Source organism: Paractinoplanes abujensis (genome assembly GCF_014204895.1).
In the GTDB taxonomy this organism is placed as follows: Bacteria; Actinomycetota; Actinomycetes; order Mycobacteriales; family Micromonosporaceae; genus Actinoplanes; species Actinoplanes abujensis.
Genome location: NZ_JACHMF010000001.1, coordinates 783,146 through 800,131, shown reverse-complemented (window position 1 = coordinate 800,131; position 16,986 = coordinate 783,146). Strand labels below are relative to the sequence as shown.

General features: G+C 69.9%; 16 protein-coding genes. 4 read left to right on the top strand and 12 right to left on the bottom strand.

Translation table 11 applies throughout. The features are described from left to right. On the bottom strand, nucleotides 1–3,114 hold the full coding sequence (ileS, locus tag BKA14_RS03120; RefSeq protein WP_184949426.1) for an isoleucine--tRNA ligase: 3,114 nt from the start codon (nucleotides 3,112–3,114) through the stop codon (nucleotides 1–3). A 231-nt stretch (nucleotides 3,115–3,345) separates the two neighbouring features. Beyond that, on the bottom strand, nucleotides 3,346–4,395 hold the full coding sequence (locus BKA14_RS03115; protein ID WP_184949425.1) for a LacI family DNA-binding transcriptional regulator: 1,050 nt from the start codon (nucleotides 4,393–4,395) through the stop codon (nucleotides 3,346–3,348). A gap of 85 nt (nucleotides 4,396–4,480) precedes the next feature. On the opposite strand from BKA14_RS03115, the gene BKA14_RS03110 reads away from it, so the two are divergent. Both BKA14_RS03110 and BKA14_RS03105 read left to right on the top strand, forming a co-directional pair. Continuing rightward, on the top strand, nucleotides 4,481–5,629 hold the full coding sequence (locus BKA14_RS03110; RefSeq protein ID WP_184949424.1) for a Gfo/Idh/MocA family protein: 1,149 nt from the start codon (nucleotides 4,481–4,483) through the stop codon (nucleotides 5,627–5,629). 13 nt (nucleotides 5,630–5,642) lie between these two features. Next, nucleotides 5,643–6,644 carry a sugar phosphate isomerase/epimerase family protein gene (locus BKA14_RS03105; protein WP_184949423.1) on the top strand — a complete coding sequence of 334 codons (1,002 nt, stop codon included), beginning with the start codon at nucleotides 5,643–5,645 and terminating at the stop codon, nucleotides 6,642–6,644. Nucleotides 6,645–7,545: 901 nt separating this feature from the next. Here BKA14_RS03105 and BKA14_RS03100 read toward each other — a convergent pair. The 3 genes from BKA14_RS03100 to BKA14_RS03090 all read right to left on the bottom strand — a co-directional run bounded on the left by BKA14_RS03100 (nucleotide 7,546) and on the right by BKA14_RS03090 (nucleotide 8,838). Further along, nucleotides 7,546–7,824, bottom strand: coding sequence for a GlsB/YeaQ/YmgE family stress response membrane protein (locus tag BKA14_RS03100; RefSeq protein WP_184949422.1), 279 nt, complete (start codon nucleotides 7,822–7,824; stop codon nucleotides 7,546–7,548). Nucleotides 7,825–7,899: 75 nt separating this feature from the next. Further along, complete coding sequence (locus tag BKA14_RS03095) at nucleotides 7,900–8,343, bottom strand: hypothetical protein (RefSeq protein ID WP_184949421.1); 444 nt, start codon at nucleotides 8,341–8,343, stop codon at nucleotides 7,900–7,902. 30 nt (nucleotides 8,344–8,373) lie between these two features. After that, nucleotides 8,374–8,838: a hypothetical protein gene (locus BKA14_RS03090; RefSeq protein ID WP_203722365.1), complete on the bottom strand. Its 465-nt coding sequence runs from the start codon at nucleotides 8,836–8,838 to the stop codon at nucleotides 8,374–8,376. 84 nt (nucleotides 8,839–8,922) lie between these two features. Between BKA14_RS03090 and BKA14_RS03085 the strand changes: the two genes are divergently transcribed. Then, entirely contained in the window at nucleotides 8,923–9,276 is a 354-nt protein-coding gene (locus BKA14_RS03085) for an ArsR/SmtB family transcription factor (RefSeq protein WP_184949420.1), read from the top strand. Further along, on the top strand, nucleotides 9,273–9,749 hold the full coding sequence (locus BKA14_RS03080) for an SRPBCC family protein (RefSeq protein ID WP_184949419.1): 477 nt from the start codon (nucleotides 9,273–9,275) through the stop codon (nucleotides 9,747–9,749). The genes BKA14_RS03085 and BKA14_RS03080 overlap by 4 nt, the downstream gene beginning before the upstream one ends. Nucleotides 9,750–9,782: 33 nt before the next feature. Here the strand turns inward: BKA14_RS03080 and BKA14_RS03075 are convergent, their stop codons facing one another. From BKA14_RS03075 to BKA14_RS03045, 7 genes are read right to left on the bottom strand one after another with little or no spacing between them, the layout of a single operon-like run. Next, nucleotides 9,783–10,640 carry a sugar phosphate isomerase/epimerase family protein gene (locus BKA14_RS03075; RefSeq protein WP_184949418.1) on the bottom strand — a complete coding sequence of 286 codons (858 nt, stop codon included), beginning with the start codon at nucleotides 10,638–10,640 and terminating at the stop codon, nucleotides 9,783–9,785. Next, complete coding sequence (locus BKA14_RS03070; RefSeq protein WP_184949417.1) at nucleotides 10,637–11,653, bottom strand: Gfo/Idh/MocA family protein; 1,017 nt, start codon at nucleotides 11,651–11,653, stop codon at nucleotides 10,637–10,639. The genes BKA14_RS03075 and BKA14_RS03070 overlap by 4 nt, the downstream gene beginning before the upstream one ends. A 5-nt stretch (nucleotides 11,654–11,658) precedes the next feature. After that, a complete protein-coding gene (locus BKA14_RS03065) occupies nucleotides 11,659–12,474 on the bottom strand; it encodes an ATP-binding cassette domain-containing protein (RefSeq protein WP_184949416.1) in 816 nt (271 codons plus the stop codon). Between the two features lie 2 nt (nucleotides 12,475–12,476). After that, the gene (locus BKA14_RS03060; RefSeq protein ID WP_184949415.1) at nucleotides 12,477–13,538 is read right to left on the bottom strand and encodes an ABC transporter permease; all 1,062 of its coding nucleotides are present in this window, start codon (nucleotides 13,536–13,538) and stop codon (nucleotides 12,477–12,479) included. A 14-nt stretch (nucleotides 13,539–13,552) separates the two neighbouring features. After that, on the bottom strand, nucleotides 13,553–14,548 hold the full coding sequence (locus tag BKA14_RS03055) for a sugar ABC transporter substrate-binding protein (RefSeq protein ID WP_184949414.1): 996 nt from the start codon (nucleotides 14,546–14,548) through the stop codon (nucleotides 13,553–13,555). Next, complete coding sequence (locus tag BKA14_RS03050) at nucleotides 14,545–15,477, bottom strand: TIM barrel protein (protein WP_184949413.1); 933 nt, start codon at nucleotides 15,475–15,477, stop codon at nucleotides 14,545–14,547. The genes BKA14_RS03055 and BKA14_RS03050 overlap by 4 nt, the downstream gene beginning before the upstream one ends. Before the next feature lie 10 nt (nucleotides 15,478–15,487). Next, a complete protein-coding gene (locus BKA14_RS03045; protein WP_184949412.1) occupies nucleotides 15,488–16,984 on the bottom strand; it encodes a CoA-acylating methylmalonate-semialdehyde dehydrogenase in 1,497 nt (498 codons plus the stop codon). Nucleotides 16,985–16,986 lie beyond the last annotated feature (2 nt).

Genomic DNA, 16,986 nt, shown 5'->3' with positions numbered 1-16,986 from the left:
TCAGGCCCTGCGCAGCCCGAACGTGAGGCCGATGGACTCGTCGGTGAACTGCTGGGCGCCCGGCCAGGTGGGCTCGCCCTCCGCGTAGGACGTGGCCAGCACCTCGTCGGCCACCAGGGCGGCGTGCTCGGTGAGGGCCTGTGCCGTCTCGCCCTGGGCCGACCAGCGCAGCTCGATGCGGTCGGAAACCTCCAGACCGCTGGCCTTGCGCGCCTCCTGGATCTGCCGGACCGCGTCGCGTGCGATGCCGGCCCGCCGCAGCTCGGGAGTGAGCGACAGGTCGAGCGCCACCGTGGCGCCCGAGTCGGAGGCCACGGCCCAGCCCGCCCGCGGGGTCTCGGTGATGACGACCTCATCGGGGCTCAACGTGACCTGCTCGCCGTCGACCTCCAGCGACGCCGTCCCCGTGGCCCGCAGGGCGTCCTTGAGCTGTGCGGCGTCGGCGGCCGCGATCGCCTGCGCGACGACCTGCACCTTCTTGCCGAACCGGCGGCCCAGCGTACGGAAGTTGGCCTTGGCTGTCGTGTCGACGAACGAACCGGCGACCGCGCCCACCTCCCCCACGTTGAGCTCGGCGGCGATCTCGGCGCGCAGATCGGCGGGCAGGGTGTCGAAACCGGACGCCGAGGCCAGGGCGCGCGACAGCGGCTGACGCACCTTCATGCCCGACTCGGCGCGGGCCGCCCGGCCCAGTTCGACCAGCCGCCGGACCAGGCCCATCTGCGTCGACAGGGCCGGGTCGATCAGCGACTCGTCGGGCTCCGGGAACGCGGCCAGGTGCACCGACTCGGCCGCCCGCGGGTCGACCTCGACGACCAGGTCGCGCCACACGCGCTCGGTCACGAACGGCGTCAGCGGCGCCATCAGCAGCGTCACGGTGCGCAGGGCCTCGTGCAGCGTGGCCAATGCGGCCGGCTCACCGCGCCAGAACCGGCGGCGGCTGCGGCGGACGTACCAGTTCGACAGGTCGTCGACGAACCCGGCCAGCAGCCGGCCCGCCTCCTGGGTGTCGAAGCCCGCGTAGGCCGCGTCGACCTTGCGGACGAGGTCGTTGAGCTCGGACAGCACCCAGCGGTCGAGCAGCGGGCGCTCGGCCGGCGCGGGATCGGCGGCCGACGGCGTCCAGCCCGAGGACCGGCCGTACAGCGCCTGGAAGGCGACGGTGTTCCAATACGTCAGCAGCGTCTTGCGAACGACCTCCTGCAGCGTGTTGTGCCCGACGCGACGGGCCGACCAGGGCGATCCCACGCAGGCCATGAACCAGCGCACCGCGTCGGCGCCGTGCGTGTCCATCAGCGGGATCGGCTCGAGGATGTTGCCGAGGTGCTTGGACATCTTGCGCCCGTCCTCGGCCAGGATGTGGCCCAGACACACGACTGTCTCGTACGACGAGCGGTCGAAGACCAGCGTGTTCACCGCCATCAGCGTGTAGAACCAGCCGCGGGTCTGGTCGATCGCCTCGGAGATGAACTGCGCCGGGAAGCGCTGCTCGAACAACTCCTTGTTGTGATACGGATAGCCGAACTGGGCGAACGGCATCGAACCCGAGTCGTACCAGGCGTCGATGACCTCGGGCACGCGGGTCGCCGTGGCCGTGCACTGCGGGCAGGCGAAAGTCACCTCGTCGATGTACGGCCGGTGAGGGTCGAGCCCGGACAGGTCGCGGCCGGCCTTCTCACCGAGCTCGGCCAGCGAGCCGATGCAGGTCAGGTGGCCCTCGTCGCAGCGCCAGATGGGCAGCGGCGTGCCCCAGTAGCGGTTACGCGACAGCGCCCAGTCGACGTTGTTGTTGAGCCAGTCGCCGTAGCGGCCGTGCTTGACCGTCTCGGGCTGCCAGGTCGTCCGCTCGTTCTCCCGCAACAGCGCATCCCGTACGGCGGTGGTCTTCACGTACCACGACGGCTGGGCGTAGTAGATCAGCGCGGTGTGGCAGCGCCAGCAGTGCGGATACTGGTGCTCGTAAGGATCGAGGCGGAACAGCAGGCCGGTGCGCCGCAGCTCCTCGACGAGCGGCTCGTTGGCCGTACGGAAGAAGAGGCCGCCCACCATCGGGAGATCGGCGGAGAAGGTGCCGTCGCGCCGCACCGGGTTGACCATCGGCAATCCGTACGCCCGGCAGCTGGCCAGGTCGTCCGCGCCGAACGCCGGCGACTGGTGCACCAGGCCGGTGCCGCTGTCGGTGGTCACGTAACCCGCCAGGATCACGATGTGCGCGTCGGGCACCTCGACCAGCTGGAACGGCGGCTCGTAGGTCCAGCGCTCGAGCTCGGAGCCGGTGAAGGTCTCGCCCGTGGCCGTCCAGCCCTCACCCAGGACCTGGCTCGCGAGCGGCTCGGCGAGCACCAGGCGCTCGGTGCCGTCGGTCATCACCACGTACGACACCGTGGGGTTGACCGCCACGGCCGTGTTGGACACGAGCGTCCACGGCGTGGTCGTCCAGACCAGCAGCGACGTGGTGCCGGCGAGCGGGCCCGAGGTGAGCGGGAACCGCACGTAGACGGCGGGGTCGACGTCGGTCTCGTAACCCTGGGCCAGCTCGTGGTCGGACAACGTCGTCTGGTCGCGCGGGCACCACGGGGCGACGCGGAAGTCCTCGACCAGCAGGCCCTTGTCGAAGATCTGCTGCAGCGACCACCAGACCGACTCGATGTATTGCGGATCCATCGTGCGATAGGCGTCGGCCATGTCGACCCAGTAGCCCATGCGCTCGGTGAGCTCGGCGAAGGCGTCGGTGTGGCGAGTGACCGAGGCCCGGCAGCGGTCGTTGAACGCGGCCACCCCGTACGCCTCGATGTCCTGCTTGCCGCTGAACCCGAGCTCCTTCTCCACCGCCAGCTCGACCGGGAGGCCGTGGCAGTCCCACCCGGCCTTGCGGGCGACGTGGAAGCCCTTCATCGTGCGGTAGCGCGGGAACACGTCTTTGAAGACGCGGGCCTCGATGTGGTGGGCCCCGGGCATGCCGTTGGCGGTGGGCGGGCCCTCGTAGAAGACCCACTCCGGGCGGCCCTCGGACTGCTCGAGACTGCGCGCGAAGATCTTGTTGTCCTGCCAGAACCGCAGGACGTCGTGGTCGAGCGCGGGCAGGTCCACCTGCGCGGGCACCTGGCGATACAAGGCATTCCTCCGTCGGACGTGTCATGTCGTACGTCGTCAACAGAGGGACGAGGCTCACCCCGCGGTACCACCCTCTTTGGCCGTGGTTGTCACGCCACGACCCACTCGAAGTGGTGCTGCCGGTTCTACTCGGCCGTGTGGCCTTTCCTCCGGCGGCTCCGGGGTGATCTTCGGGCCGCGCACACCCCCGGGCTTCCACCGTCCCCGGGTCTCTCCTGGCTGCGTGCGGTCCTACTCGTCCCCATCAGCGCCCTGCGCCGTTGATGCTACCGGGCCCGGTTCGCGGGCTGCCATGAGGTTTTCCGCAGTGCTTCCGCGGACCACCAGACGGGGGACCAACACGATCTCGCTCGCCGCCGTCCGGCCGCCGTCGAGGCGCGAGACGGCGGCCAGCACGGCGTTGCGGGCCTGGGCCGGGGCGTCCTGGTTGACCGAGGTCAGATCGATGTGGGCCAGCCGGGCCAGGCTGCTGTCGTCGTAGCCGACCACGGAGACGTCGCCCGGGACGCCCACGCCGGCTCGGAGCAGCGCGTCCATCAGGCCCACGGCGAGCCGGTCGTTGGAGGCGACGACCGCGGTCGGCCGGTCGGGAGCGGCCGCGAGCAGCCGGCCCGCCCGTACGCCGCCCTCCTCGGTGTGATCACCGGGCAACACCGCCGCCTCGAGACCGGCCCGGCGCATCGCCCGCCGATAGCCGCGCCGCCGCGCGGAGGCCACCGCACCCCGCCCGCCGTCGACGAACGCGATGCGCGCGTGTCCGAGACCGATCAGGTGGTCGAGCGCGGCGTCGACCCCCACGTCGTCGGCCGGGCGCACCACGTCGACGTCGAGACCCCGCACCATGCGGCCGACCACGACACAGGGCACGTGGGTGGCCAGCGCGCCCAGGGCGGCGTCGGGCGCGTCGGGCCCGAGCAGGATGAGGGCCTCGCACCGGAAGTCGAGCAGGGTCTCGACGGCGCGGGCCTCGTCGCGGGCGCGGGTCAGCGTCGAGAGCACCACTTCGTAGCCCGCCTCGTCGGCCTCGACCTGGATCTCCTCGACCAGCTCGGCGTGGAACGGGTTGCGCACGTCGAGCAGCACGCCCAGCAGGTGACGCCGGCGGCGGGCCAGCAGGCTGGCCGTGCGGTCGGCGCGATAGCCCAGCTCGGCCGCCGCGGCCAGCACCCGCTCGCGGGTCTCGGCGCTCGGGCCGGGGGCGCCGCGCAGCACGAGCGAGACCGAGGCGGGTGAGACGCCGACGCGCGCCGCCACGTCGGACAGCCGCGGTCGCTGATCCACTATTCACTCCTTGCCACCGGCTTGACACCCAGCGAGATCAACATCGATATTACAGGCATCCTTAAAGCGCTTTAACGAGGTGCCCATGACACTCGGAGTCGCAGTGATCGGCGCGGGCATGGTCGGCCGCGCTCACGCCAACGCCTATCGCCAGGCCGCCACCGTCTTCGGCCCGGAACAGCCCGCCCCGCGCCTGGTCGCGATCGCCGACCTGCACGAGCCGTTCGCCGCCGACGCCGCCGCGCGCTACGGCTACGAGCGCGCCGAGACCGACTGGCGCGCCGTCGTCGAGGCGCCCGACGTCGACGCGGTCAGCGTCGCCGTCGCCAACAACCTGCATCGCGAGATCGTCGAGGCCGCGCTGGCCGCCGGCAAGCACGTGCTCTGCGAGAAGCCGCTGGCCCCGAGCGTGGCCGACGGCGAGGCGATGGTGGCCGCGGCCGCCGCCGCGCCCGCCCTGGTCAACGCGGTCGGCTTCACGTTCCGCCGCTCCCCCGCCCTCAACGCGATCAAGGCGCAGGTCGAGGGCCCGCTCGGCCCGGTCCGCCACTTCGTCGGCAACTACTGGTGCGACTACGGTTTCGACCCGCAACGCCCGATGAGCTGGCGCTATCGGGGCGGTCCGGGCTCGGGCGTGCTGGCCGACATCGGCAGCCACCTGACCGACCTGGCCGAGTTCTTCTGCGGCGAGACCACCGGCGTCCACGGCACGACCATGACCACCCTGATCAAGCAGAGGCCCCAACCTCTCGGCGTCGCCATGGGCCACGCCGGGGGCGTCCAGGTCAGCGACGAGCACGCGCCAGTCGAAAACGAGGACATCTGCACCTTCACCAGCAGCTACGCCGGTGGCGCGGTGGGCACGTTCGCGCTGTCCCGGGTCGCGTTCGGCCACGCCAACACGCTGCGGGTCGACCTCTTCTGCGAAAACGGCACGGCCTCGTTCGACATGACCCGGCCCGCCGAGTTCAGCGTCATCGACGGCGCGCCCGACGTCGCGGTCAACGGCGCCCGCACGGTCTTCATCGGCCCGTGGCATCCCTACGTCGCGCGCGGCCTGCCCATGGACTTCCCCACCGTCGGCCACGGGCAGAACGACTTCTTCGTCTATCAGGCCCGCGCGTTCCTCGACCAGATCGCCGGCGTCAAAGGCCTGCCGCCCTGCCCCGACCTGGCCCACGGCCTGCACAACCTGCGCGTCCTCGACGCGGTCGTGTCCGCCGCCCGCCCCTGAAAGGAGCCCGTCCATGCGCCTCGGTGCCTACACCGCCTGCCTGCACGACCGATCCCTCGACGAGACCCTCAAGATCCTCGGCGAGCTGGGCCTGACCAGCGCCGAGATCAACACCGGTGGCTTCATCGCCGCCCCGCACATCCCGATCGACGACCTGCTCGCCAGCGCCGGCGCCCGGGAGGATTATCTGGGCCGCTACACCCAGGCCGGCATCACGCTGACCGGGCTCAACTGCAACGGCAACCCGCTGCACCCCGACCCGGTGGTCGGCCCGCGCCACGCGGAGGATCTGCGCCGCAGCATCGAGCTGGCCGCCCTGCTCGGGGTCAAGCGCGTGGTCACCATGTCCGGTCTGCCCGGCGGGGAACCCGGCGCCACGGTGGCCAACTGGGTGGTCAACCCGTGGGACAGTCAATGGCTCGACGTGCTCGACCATCAGTGGGGTGAGGTCGCCGTCCCGTTCTGGCGCGACATCCAGGCCCGGGCGGCCGCCGCCGACGTCAAGGTCTGCATCGAGATGCACCCGCACAACCTTGTTTTCAACCCGCCCACGCTGCTGCGCCTGATCGAGCAGACGAACGCCACGCATGTGGGGGCCGAGATGGATCCGAGCCACCTGTTCTGGCAGGGCATGGATCCGGTGGCCGCCATCGAGTTCCTGGGTGACCGGGTCTTTCATGCCGCCGCCAAAGACACGCGCATCAACGAGGCCAACGCGCGGCGGTTCGGGGTCCTCGACGACCGCTTCTCCCGTACGCCGGCCGACCAGAACCCGCTCAACCTCGGCGGCCGCAACACACTCAACCAGTGGCCGTCCGAGCCGGCATGGCAGTTCGTGGCGGTCGGCCGCGGGCACGGCGACGAGTTCTGGGTGCCGTTCCTGCAGGCCCTGCACCGCATCGACCCCGACATGGCCGTCAACATCGAACACGAGGACACCGAACTCGACCAGATCGAAGGCCTGCGCCAGGCCGCCGAAAACCTGATCGCCGCGGCCCGCCCGGCCGCGGTCTGACCCTGCCCCTACGGGCGGACCGGCACGGTCAGCCACAACGACGGCCAGACGCTGCCGCTGCTCGCACGCGTTCGGTTCGCCGGCGATCGGCCCATCCGGTTCGGCCGAGATGGGAGACGTCGTCGTCCTCGGCCCGGCACTCACGGCACCGGCCCGGCCGAGCCGCATCCGTTCGGCGTCGTGCTCAGCGGCCTGTGCAGGCACGGGGACTGACGCGCCACGAGATGGCCCGTCGCTGCCTCCGTGCCGAGTCCACCATCGCCTCGGCGACCGCCGGCGGCCAGAATCCGCACCGGACGTCGGGCCACGGCACCGCAGATGCCCGAGGCCGACCTGCTCGCCATCGCCGGCCTTGGACAGCCCGCCTGACCGGCGCTTGGGCTGCGAACTGCATCAGCTGACCCTTGATCACAACAGAGGCACGGGCACGGGGCAGAACGCCGCTCCGCGGCAACTCGGCGTGAGCCGGCGCCAAGAACCGGGCGGTCAGAAGCGTTCGGGCGCCACGGTGACCCGGCGGGCGGTAGCGGTGACCGGTGGGGCGTTGGGATGACCCGGCGGGTGTAGCGGCGAACCGGGCCGTTGTGGTGAACCGGCGGGGCGTTGCGGCGGAGCGCTGCAGTGACCCCGGGCGGGGCGTTGCGGTGACCGCCACGGGGCGCTGCGGCGGGCCCGGCGGAGCGTTGCGGCGGGCCGGGCGGAGCGTTGCGGCGGGCCGGGCGGAGCGTTGCGGTGACCCTGACGGGCGCTGCGGCGGGTCCGGCGGGGCGCTGCGGGGCGTCGCGGCGGGCGCGGTGGGCGGCTTCCCGTGGCGACCGCATCAACGCGGCGGCCCCGGCGGCCGGCCATGCCCGCGACGCATCGGGGCGAACGGCTCGGCGGCCGGGGCTGCGGCTTGCGGTCAGCGCAGTGCGCGGCCTCCGCGGCGGCCGGCCGTGCCTGCGACGATGGCCACACCCACGGCGGCCAGGACCACCTGGATGACCAGTTCCAGCACGCTGAAGCCGGAGGTGTTGACCCCCGCGGCGCGGGCGATCACGGTGCCCAGCAAGGCCGCGACGACACCGATGAGCATCGTCAGCCAGATCGGGATGTTCTGCCGGCCGGGCACGACCAACCGGCCCAGCGCGCCGACGATCAGACCCACGATGAGCGCGGTGATGATTCCGGTGACGGTCATGTGACTTGCTCCCTCGAGTTGACGTTGCCTCATCAATCCCCAGTGGCCGCGTCGGCTACCCATGACAGTTGTGTGTCAGCTGACCAACGCGAATTTGACGATCAGCGCGGCGAACGACGCGGGGCGCCGGAGGAGCCGGGCAGCGACCGCGGAGCGGGCCCGGAGCGGGCCCAGCAGCAGCCGCGAAGCGGTCCCCGAGCGGGCCCAGCAGCAGCCGCGGAGCGGGCCCAGCAGCGGCCGCGGGTGATGGCGGGTGGCGTGGGAGCCCAGGCCGTCCAGGATGGAGGTGAGGACCCGCTGTGTGCGGTCGGGGCCGGCGCGCCTGAGGGCTCCGGTGAGCTGGACGGCGAACGCGCGGCCAAAGGTGCCGACCCGGGAGATGCCGCTGCTGGGGGCCTTCGGCTTGGCCCGGGTCAACCCGCAGGTGCGCAACCCGCGTGCCCTGATCAGCCGGGACCTCGACGCCACGGCCAAGGCCGAACGCCCGCAGGGCTGGAAGACCCGCCCGATCGCGGACACGATCGCCGAGACCGCCCAGACAGTGACCGTTCAGAGGGCGCTGCGGGCGGCGTCGAGGAACTTCAGGTGCGGTTCCTCGATCACTTCGCCCACCGTGCGGCCCTCGGGCAGACCTTGCCAGACCGCCCCGTTGAGCACGAGGAAGTAGGCGCGTGCGGCGTCGTGGACCGGGCCCGGGAACAGGACACGGATCATGCGCTCCTCGACCCAGAAGCGGTTCATCACGGCCTGGGTGGGTGCATGCCACTCGTCGCCCTCCACCCACTCCGGTGGGCGGCTGAAGGCGCATCGTTCCGCGTCCGCGGCGACGGTGATGAAGCGTTCCAGCAGGGCCAGCCGCTCGGCGCGGCGGGCCTCGGTGCGGACGCTCTCCTGTTTGGACTGTTCCAGCCGAGCCGCCGTCTGCTGTGTGGTGCGCTGCACCAGGAACGACAGCCCGCCGCCCAGGGCGACCCCGCCCAGCGACGTCAGCGTCGCCCATGCTTCCCCCGCCATGCACGGCATGCTGCCGGACATGCGTAGCCGCTGTCGATCCCGAAACGCTTGACGGCGGCATCGGTAAGTCGTAGCTTACCGTTCGTGGGTACTTACCAAAGACCCGACGGGTGGGAGATTCTCGGGGATCCGAGCCGGCGCGCCATCGTGGAGTGCCTGGCCGAGCGACCCCGGGCCGTGGGCGAGCTGGCCGACACGTTGCCGATCAGCCGGCCCGCCGTGTCCCAGCACCTCAAGGTGCTCAAGGACGCGGGGCTGGTCGACGACGAGGCGGCGGGCACGCGGCGGGTCTATCGGCTCAACCCGGCGGGAGTTTCCGCACTCCGCGACCAGCTCGACATGTTCTGGAAGCGGACACTGCAGGGTTTCGAGGAGATCGTCGAGGACGAGGGGAACGCCTTGTCCGAGGCACCGGAGCAGGACGAGGGGAAGTCATGACCGAGGCAACCGAGCAGGCAGTGCTGCGCCAGGTCGTCGTGAAGGCGCCGCTGGAGCGGGCGTTCGAGCTGTTCACGACGCGGTTCGGCGACATCAAGCCACGCGACCACAATCTGCTGGACTCACCGATCACCGAGACGGTGTTCGAGCGGCAGGTCGGCGGCCGCATCTACGACGTCGTGGAGGACGGCCGCGTGTGGGCCTGGGCGCGGGTGCTGGCCTACGATCCGCCGCACCGGGTCGTTTTCAGCTGGGACATCGGCGTCCAGTGGACCCTCGAGACCGATCTGGCCAACACGAGCGAGGTCGAGGTCCGCTTCATCCCCGAGACCCCGGACCGTACGCGGGTGGAGCTCGAGCACCGCCACCTCGACCGCCACGGCCCGGGCTGGGAGTCGCTGCGCGACGGCGTCGCCGACGACCAGGGCTGGACGCTCTACCTGCAGCGCTTCGTCGCGCTGACCGAAGCCTGAGATCGGGGGTCGCCCAGCGGGCGACCCCCTGCTCTACGCATGCTTCTGCTGGTACTGGGTGATCTGGCTCAGGTTGTAGCGGGCGCTGTCCTCGGCCCGCTCCTCCCAGGCGAAGACGCAGACGGTGGCGATGCCGTCGAAGCCGACCTCGTGCAGGGAGGTGAAGAACTGGTCCCAGTCGACCTCGCCCTGGCCGATGTCGAGGTGCTGGTGGATGCGGGCCGGGGAGCCGGGTGGGTTGACGATGTAGCGCAGGCCCGACGAGGCGCGGAAGTCGAACGAGTCGGCGATGTGCACCTGGGTGAGCAGCGGACCGGCGTACCGGATGATCTCGGCCAGGTTGCCGCCCTGGTGGAACGTGTGGGGGCAGCAGTAGAGGAAGCTGACCAGCTCGGAGTTGATGCCACGGATCAGGTTGACCGCGCCGAGGCCGTCCTCGAGGAAGTCGTCGGGGTGTGGTTCGAGCACGAGCCGCACGCCTTCGCGCTCGAAGATCGGGAGCAGTTCCTCCATCGAGCGCCAGAACTGCGCCTCCGACTGCGCCGCCTGAGAAGGACGGCCGTTGAACTCGGAGTTCATCACGTCCACGCCGAGGTCGACGGTGATCTCGATGGCCCGTTTCCAATACCGTACGGCTGCTTGCCGCTCGTCCTCGTCCGGACCGGACCACTTGTAGAGCGGCAACACCGACGCCACCGACACCTCGGCATCGGCCAGCGCCTTGCGGAATGCCGCGACGCCCGCCTTGTCCACCCGGGGGTGGAGGAAGAACGGGAGAAAGTCGTCGCGGGGTGACAGTTCGATGTGGTGATAGCCGAGGTCGGCCACCACGCGCGGGAGTTCCAGAAGCGGAACGCGCCGCAACATGTACGGATCAAGCGCGATCTTCATGCGGGGACCTCCGGGGCGTACAGCTTGGGCCGGTCGGTCAGGCTGACCGGGACCCTCTCGCCGGAGCGGAGCGCGGCCACCCCGGCGTCGGAGACCACCGCGGCCGCGTAGCCGTCCCAGGCGCTGGGCCCGATGGGCCGCCCGGCCGTGCGCAGCGAGTCGATCCACTCCTGGAACTCGACGTCGTACGCGGTCAGGAAGCGTTCCCGCCAGTCGGTCGGCACCGGGTCGGACGTCCTGCCCGCCACGCGCACCTGTACGGGGCTGAGCGAGCCGAGCGCGGCCGTGCCGTTCTCCCCCACGATCTCGCCGCGGATGTCGTACCCGTACCGGATGTTGACCGAGGTCTCCACGTCGACCAGCGCGCCGTTCTCCATCTCGAAGAGCAGCAGCAACGGGTCCTGCAGGTCGCCGCCGTTGGCACTGCGGCGGGGGCGCAGCACCCGTACGGCGGTGATCTCCTCGCCGAACATCCAGCGGACCATGTCGATCTCGTGGACGGCGGTGTCGGTGATCGCCATTTCCTTCTCGTAGAAACCGGGCACACTGGCGTTGCGGTGCGCGCAGTGCATCATCAGCGGCGCTCCGAGTTCACCCGAGCGCAGCACGGCTTTGAGTGCCCGGTACGACGCGTCGTAGCGCCGCATGTAGCCGACCTGCACGAGCCGGCTGCCGTGCGCGACTTCCGCCTCGAGGATCCGCAGACACGCCTCTTGCGTCGTGGCCAGGGGCTTCTCGCAGAACACGGGTTTGCCCGCCGCGATCGCCGCCAGCACGTACTGTTCGTGCGTCGGCCCCCACGAGCAGACCACCACGGCGTCGACCGATGAGTCGGCGATAAGCGCCTCGCCCGACTTGTGCACGGAAGCGCCCAGTGGGCCGGCGACGGAGCCGGCGATCTCAAGATCCACGTCGGCGACCGCGACGACCTGAACCCCGGCCAGAACCGAGGTCATCCGCCGAATGTGATCCTGACCGATCATGCCTGTGCCGATGACTCCCACGCGAAGCATCCAGATCACCGCTTCAACTCATGGGACAGCTCGGCCAGCTCGTCGCCGCCCGCCATCTGCTGGGTGAGCTCGTCGATCCCGACTTCCTGGCGGGTCTTGTCGAGCGCCATCCGGCCCAGTTTCAGAATCACGAAGTGGTCGCCGACCAGGTACGCGTGGTGCGGGTTGTGCGTGATGAAGACGACGCCCAGCCCCGCGTCCCGGGCCGCGGCCACATATTTGAGCACGACGCCTGACTGTTTGACGCCCAGCGCCGCGGTCGGCTCGTCGAGGATGAGCACGCGCGCCCCGAAGTAGACGGCCCGCGCGATCGCCACGCACTGCCGCTGACCGCCGGAGAGCGTACCGATGGGCTGGTTGATGTCTTTGACGACGATGCCCATCTTGCGCAGTTCCTGATCGGCGATCTCGCGCATCTGCTTCACCTTGAGCCCGGCCAGCGGATATTTGCCCGCGGTGAGCTCGGAGCCGAGAAAGAAGTTGCGCCAGACCTCCATCAGCGACACGACCGCCAGGTCCTGATAGACGGTGGCGATGCCGTACGCGAGGGCCTCACGGGGAGACCCGAACGAGACGTCCTTGCCGTCCACGCGCAGGCTGCCCTCGTTGTGCGGGTGCAGCCCCGACATGATCTTGATGAGGGTCGACTTGCCGGCGCCGTTGTCGCCGAGCACGCAGGTCACTTCGCCCGCGCCGACACGCAGGTTGATGCCCCGCAGCGCGCGGATCGCCCCGTACGACTTGCCGACCTCCTCCATCTCGATGAGCGGGTCGCCCTTGTGCAACGTCTGATCGGCGTGCGAGGCCAGGGTGTCGGTCATGGTCAGCCCACTTTCCTGGCGGTGGCCATCCGTTTGACGTACAGGTTGACCAGCACGGCGAGCAGCAGCATGACGCCGAGGAAGGCCTTGAACCAGTTCGGGTCCCAGCCCGCGTAGATGATGCCGAGGCTGGTCATGCCGAAGATGAACGCGCCGATGGCCACGCCGATCGCGTTGCCGAAGCCGCCGGTGAGCAGGGTGCCGCCCACGACCGCGGCGATGATGTAGAGGAACTCGTTGCCGACGCCGCCGCCGGCCTGCAGCGTGTTGAACCGGAAGAGCTGGTGCATGCCGACGAACCAGCCCAGGAACGACACCGCCATGAAGAGCCCGATCTTCGTACGGACTACCGGCACCCCGACGGCCCGGGCGCTGTCCGGGTTGCCGCCCACCGCGAAGATCCAGTTGCCGATCCGGGTGCGCTGCAGGATCCAGGCCGCCAGCAGCACGAAGAAGGCCCACCAGAGCACCGAGGTCCAGATCGTCACCGACCCGATCTTGAAGCTCGACGAGAAGACCGTGCCGAGCGAGTCGAACCCGTCTATGCCGCTGATGTCGGGCGTGGAGACCGTCTCCGTGACGAGCTTGGTGACGCCGAGGTTGGCCCCCTGCAGCACGAAGAACGTGCCCAGGGTGATCAGGAAGCTCGGGATGCCGGTGCGCATCACCAGGTAGCCGTTGAGGAAGCCGATCAGCAGGCAGAAGACCAGCGACAGGGCGGCGCCGAGCCACAGGTTGACCCCGTAGTACCAGCAGAACATCGAGGTGAACAGGCCGGCGGTGTAGACGATGACACCGGCCGACAGGTCGAACTCGCCGCCGATCATCAGCAGCCCGACGCCGACGGCCACGATGCCGATCACCGACGACTGGTAGAGCACCGTGAAGAACGATTCGGCCGAGCGGAACGAGGGTGCGGCGATCAGGAAGAAGATGAAGATGATGACGGCCGCGACGAGGGCGCCGATCTCGGGGCGGGACAGCAACCGCTGCGCGAGCCCCATCCGTACGCGGTTGGAGGGTTCGGAAGGCGCCGGCGCGGGCGCCTCGAGAGTCTGGCTCATGACGTCATCCCCGCCTACCGGGTGTTGTTCTTGGTGAACGGAATGATCTTGTCGATGTTCGCGCTGTCCACGAAGGACGGACCGGTGAGAACCGCGCGGCCGCCGCCGATGTCGTTGCCGTTCTTGAGGTTCAGGTAGAGCGACGTGACGGCCATGTAGCCCTGCACGTACGGCTGCTGGTCGATCGAGAACACGATGTTGCCGTTCTTGATCTCCGTGGCGGCCTGCTCGTTGAGGTCGAAGGTGACCAGTTTGGCTTGGCTGCCCGACTGCTCCTTGGCCTTGATCGCGTCGAGGGCCTGCGGCGCGCCGAGCGTGACGATCGCGTCGATCGACTTGTCCTGGGCCAGCTTGGCCTGCAGGGTCGACGTCACGGCGGCGTCGTCGGCCCCGTTGACCTGAATGTTCTCGGTGCCGGGGACGGAGCTCTTGACACCCGCGCAACGCGCCTCGAGGGCCACCGAACCGGTCTGCTGGATCACGCAGAGCGGGTGCTTGACGCCCTGCGAGGCGAGCCGCTTGCCGGCCTCGGTGCCGGCCACGGTCTCGTCCGAGCCGAAGTACATCAGCGCGCCCAGCTTCTGGTACTCGTTGATGCCGGAGTTGAAGCCGACCACCGGGATCTTCGCGTCGGTCGCCGCCTTGACCGCGCCGGCCAGGGCATCGGGGGTGACCAGCGTGGTGGCGATGCCGCTGACCTTCGAGTCGACCGCGTTCTGGATCAGCACGGCCTGCTTGGGGGCCTCCGGATCGCTGGAGTACTTGAGGGTGACGCCGGTATCCTTCGCGGCCTGGTTGGCGCCGTTCTTGACCTTGTCCCAGAACGTGTCGCCGGGCGTCTCGTGCGTGATGAAGGCGATCGTGTATCCGGAGCTGCCGGCCGCGTTGCCGCCGCCGGAGGTGCCCGTGTCGTCGGTCTTCTCACGGCCGCCGCCACTGCATGCGGCGGCGGCCAGCATCACCGCCGCGCCGGCGGCGAGGATTCGGAAGGTGCGGGTCCGAGGGGTCATATCTTCTCTCCTGCTGAGTTGGGACGGGAGTGCAGGCCGACGGAGTTGAGATAGGTGCGGGTGCGCTGCGCGATCGGCAGCGGCACGTCGAACTCGACCGGATACATGTCCTGTTCGACGACGACGAACAGTTCGGCGTCGAGCTCGCTGAGGGCGTCGAGGACTGCGGGCACGTCGGGCTCGCCGGCCGGGGGTTCGACGCTGGCGCCCTGGGCCACGGCCTTGCCGAACGCGAGGTCCTCCTTGACGGCGCGCTCGGCGATGACCGGGTCCATCTGCTTGATGTGCACGTAGCCGATCCGGTCCGGGTATTTCCGGATGATGCCGGGCACGTCGGCCTTGCGGTACGCCAGATGCCCGGTGTCCAGGCACAGCGAGACGTACCGGGGATCGGTGTCGGCGAGGAAACGCTCGGTCTGCGTCTGCGTCTCCACCTGGTAGTCGGCGTGCGGGTGGAACCGCATGTGGACGCCGTACTCCTCGAGCAGGATCTTGCCCAGGGTGTTGGAGTTGGTCACCAGTGCCCGCCAGGCGTCCGGGTCGAGCTCGGCCGGCTCCAGATAGGCGTTGGTGACGTCGTCGCGATAGCCCGGCACTGGCACAAATACGACATTTTGCCCACCCACGGCGGCCGTCAGGGCGGCGACGTCCCGAGCGGCGGCAACCACGGCGTCGAAGTCCTTGTGCGGCCCACCGGCTCCGGCCACGGTCCCACCGGCGACGCTGAGCCCGCGCCGCCCCAGTTCGTCGCGCAACTGAGCCGGATCGGTCGGCAGATACCCGTACGGGCCGAGCTCCAGCCAGGAATAGCCCGACGCAACCATCTCGTCGAGGAAGCGCGACCACGGGGTCTGCTGCGGGTCGTCGGCGAACCACACCCCCCACGAGTCGGGGCAGCTACCGAGTTGCAGGTGACGGATTTCTTCCATGAGCAGCCCTTTACGAAGAGGTGGGGAAGTGCAGGGAGGCGTCGTACGAGTGGGAGACGTGCGGCCATCGCGCGGTGACGACCTTGCCGCGGGTGTAGAACGAGACGCCCTCGGGACCGTGGATGTGCTTGTCGCCGAAGAGCGAGTCCTTCCACCCGCCGAAGCTGTAGTAGGCCATCGGCACCGGGATCGGGACGTTGATGCCGATCATCCCGACCCGCACACCCCGCTGGAACCTCCGCGCGGCCTCCCCGCTCGACGTGAAAATCGCGGTTCCGTTCCCGTACGGATTGCTGTTGATCAGCTCGATGGCCGCGTCCACGCTGTCGGCGCGCACGACCGACAGCACCGGCCCGAAGATCTCCTCGCGGTAGACCTCCATCGACGGCTCGACCTGGTCGATCACTGTCGGCCCGACGAAGAAGCCCTCCTCGTAACCGGGGACGGTCAGCCCGCGCCCGTCCACGGTGACCTTGGCCCCCTCGCGCTCACCGCTTTCGATCAGCCCTTCGATGCGCTGCTTGGCCGCAGCGGTGACGACCGGGCCCATCTCGCTGGCCGGGTCGCGTCCGCTGCCCACCACGACCTCGCCCGCCTTGCGGTTGACCAGGTCGACCAGTGTGTCCCCGGCGCCGCCGACGGCCACCGCGGCCGAGATCGCCATGCACCGCTCGCCGGCCGAGCCGAACGCGGCCGCGGTCAGGTGACCGGCGGCGAAATCCAGGTCGGCGTCGGGCAGGACGATCGCGTGGTTCTTGGCCCCGCCCAGGGCCTGCACGCGCTTGCCCCGCTTGCTCGCCTCGTCGTGGATGTAGCGGGCGATCGGGGTCGACCCGACGAACGAGATCGCCGCGACGTCCGGATGCTGCAGCAGGCCGTCGACCGCGGTCTTGTCGCCGTGCAACACGTTGAAGACGCCGTCGGGCAGCCCGGCCTCGCGCCACAGCTGGGCCACGAAGTTCGACGCCGACGGGTCGCGCTCGCTGGGCTTGAGCACGAAGGTGTTGCCGCAGGCGATCGCGACCGGGTGCATCCACATCGGCACCATGGCCGGAAAGTTGAACGGCGTGATCCCGGCGCACACCCCGAGCGGCTCGCGGAAGCTGAACACGTCGACGCCGGACGAGGCCTGGTCGCTGTATTCGCCCTTGAGCAGCTGCGGGATGCCGCAGGCGAACTCGATCACCTCGAGTCCGCGCTGCACCTCGCCGGCCGCGTCCGAGAGCACCTTGCCGTGCTCGTCCGACACGATCTCGGCCAGCGGCTCGACCCGCGCGTTGACCAGTTCCCGGAAGTTGAACAGGATTTTGGTGCGCTTGCTCAGCGAGGCCTGGCTCCACTCCTCGAACGCCGTCCGGGCCGCGCCCACGGCGGCGTCGACGTCGGCGGACGAGGCCAGCACGACATCGTGCTGTTTCTGCCCGGTGGCCGGGTTGAAGACCGGGCCCGTACGGGTGGAACGGCCCGCGGTGAACTCGCCGCCGATCCAGTGCTCGATCGTTGCCATGA

What these genes read in the sequence shown, in the direction of transcription:
- BKA14_RS03110 (WP_184949424.1), top strand. Translation starts at nt 4,481, where the DNA reads ATGACACTCGGAGTCGCAGTGATCGGCGCGGGCATGGTCGGCCGCGCT.
- BKA14_RS03105 (WP_184949423.1), top strand. Translation starts at nt 5,643, where the DNA reads ATGCGCCTCGGTGCCTACACCGCCTGCCTGCACGACCGATCCCTCGAC.
- BKA14_RS03100 (WP_184949422.1), bottom strand. Translation starts at nt 7,824, where the DNA reads ATGACCGTCACCGGAATCATCACCGCGCTCATCGTGGGTCTGATCGTC.
- BKA14_RS03090 (WP_203722365.1), bottom strand. Translation starts at nt 8,838, where the DNA reads ATGGCGGGGGAAGCATGGGCGACGCTGACGTCGCTGGGCGGGGTCGCC.
- BKA14_RS03080 (WP_184949419.1), top strand. Translation starts at nt 9,273, where the DNA reads ATGACCGAGGCAACCGAGCAGGCAGTGCTGCGCCAGGTCGTCGTGAAG.
- BKA14_RS03075 (WP_184949418.1), bottom strand. Translation starts at nt 10,640, where the DNA reads ATGAAGATCGCGCTTGATCCGTACATGTTGCGGCGCGTTCCGCTTCTG.
- BKA14_RS03070 (WP_184949417.1), bottom strand. Translation starts at nt 11,653, where the DNA reads ATGCTTCGCGTGGGAGTCATCGGCACAGGCATGATCGGTCAGGATCAC.
- BKA14_RS03065 (WP_184949416.1), bottom strand. Translation starts at nt 12,474, where the DNA reads ATGACCGACACCCTGGCCTCGCACGCCGATCAGACGTTGCACAAGGGC.
- BKA14_RS03060 (WP_184949415.1), bottom strand. Translation starts at nt 13,538, where the DNA reads ATGAGCCAGACTCTCGAGGCGCCCGCGCCGGCGCCTTCCGAACCCTCC.
- BKA14_RS03055 (WP_184949414.1), bottom strand. Translation starts at nt 14,548, where the DNA reads ATGACCCCTCGGACCCGCACCTTCCGAATCCTCGCCGCCGGCGCGGCG.
- BKA14_RS03050 (WP_184949413.1), bottom strand. Translation starts at nt 15,477, where the DNA reads ATGGAAGAAATCCGTCACCTGCAACTCGGTAGCTGCCCCGACTCGTGG.
- BKA14_RS03045 (WP_184949412.1), bottom strand. Translation starts at nt 16,984, where the DNA reads ATGGCAACGATCGAGCACTGGATCGGCGGCGAGTTCACCGCGGGCCGT.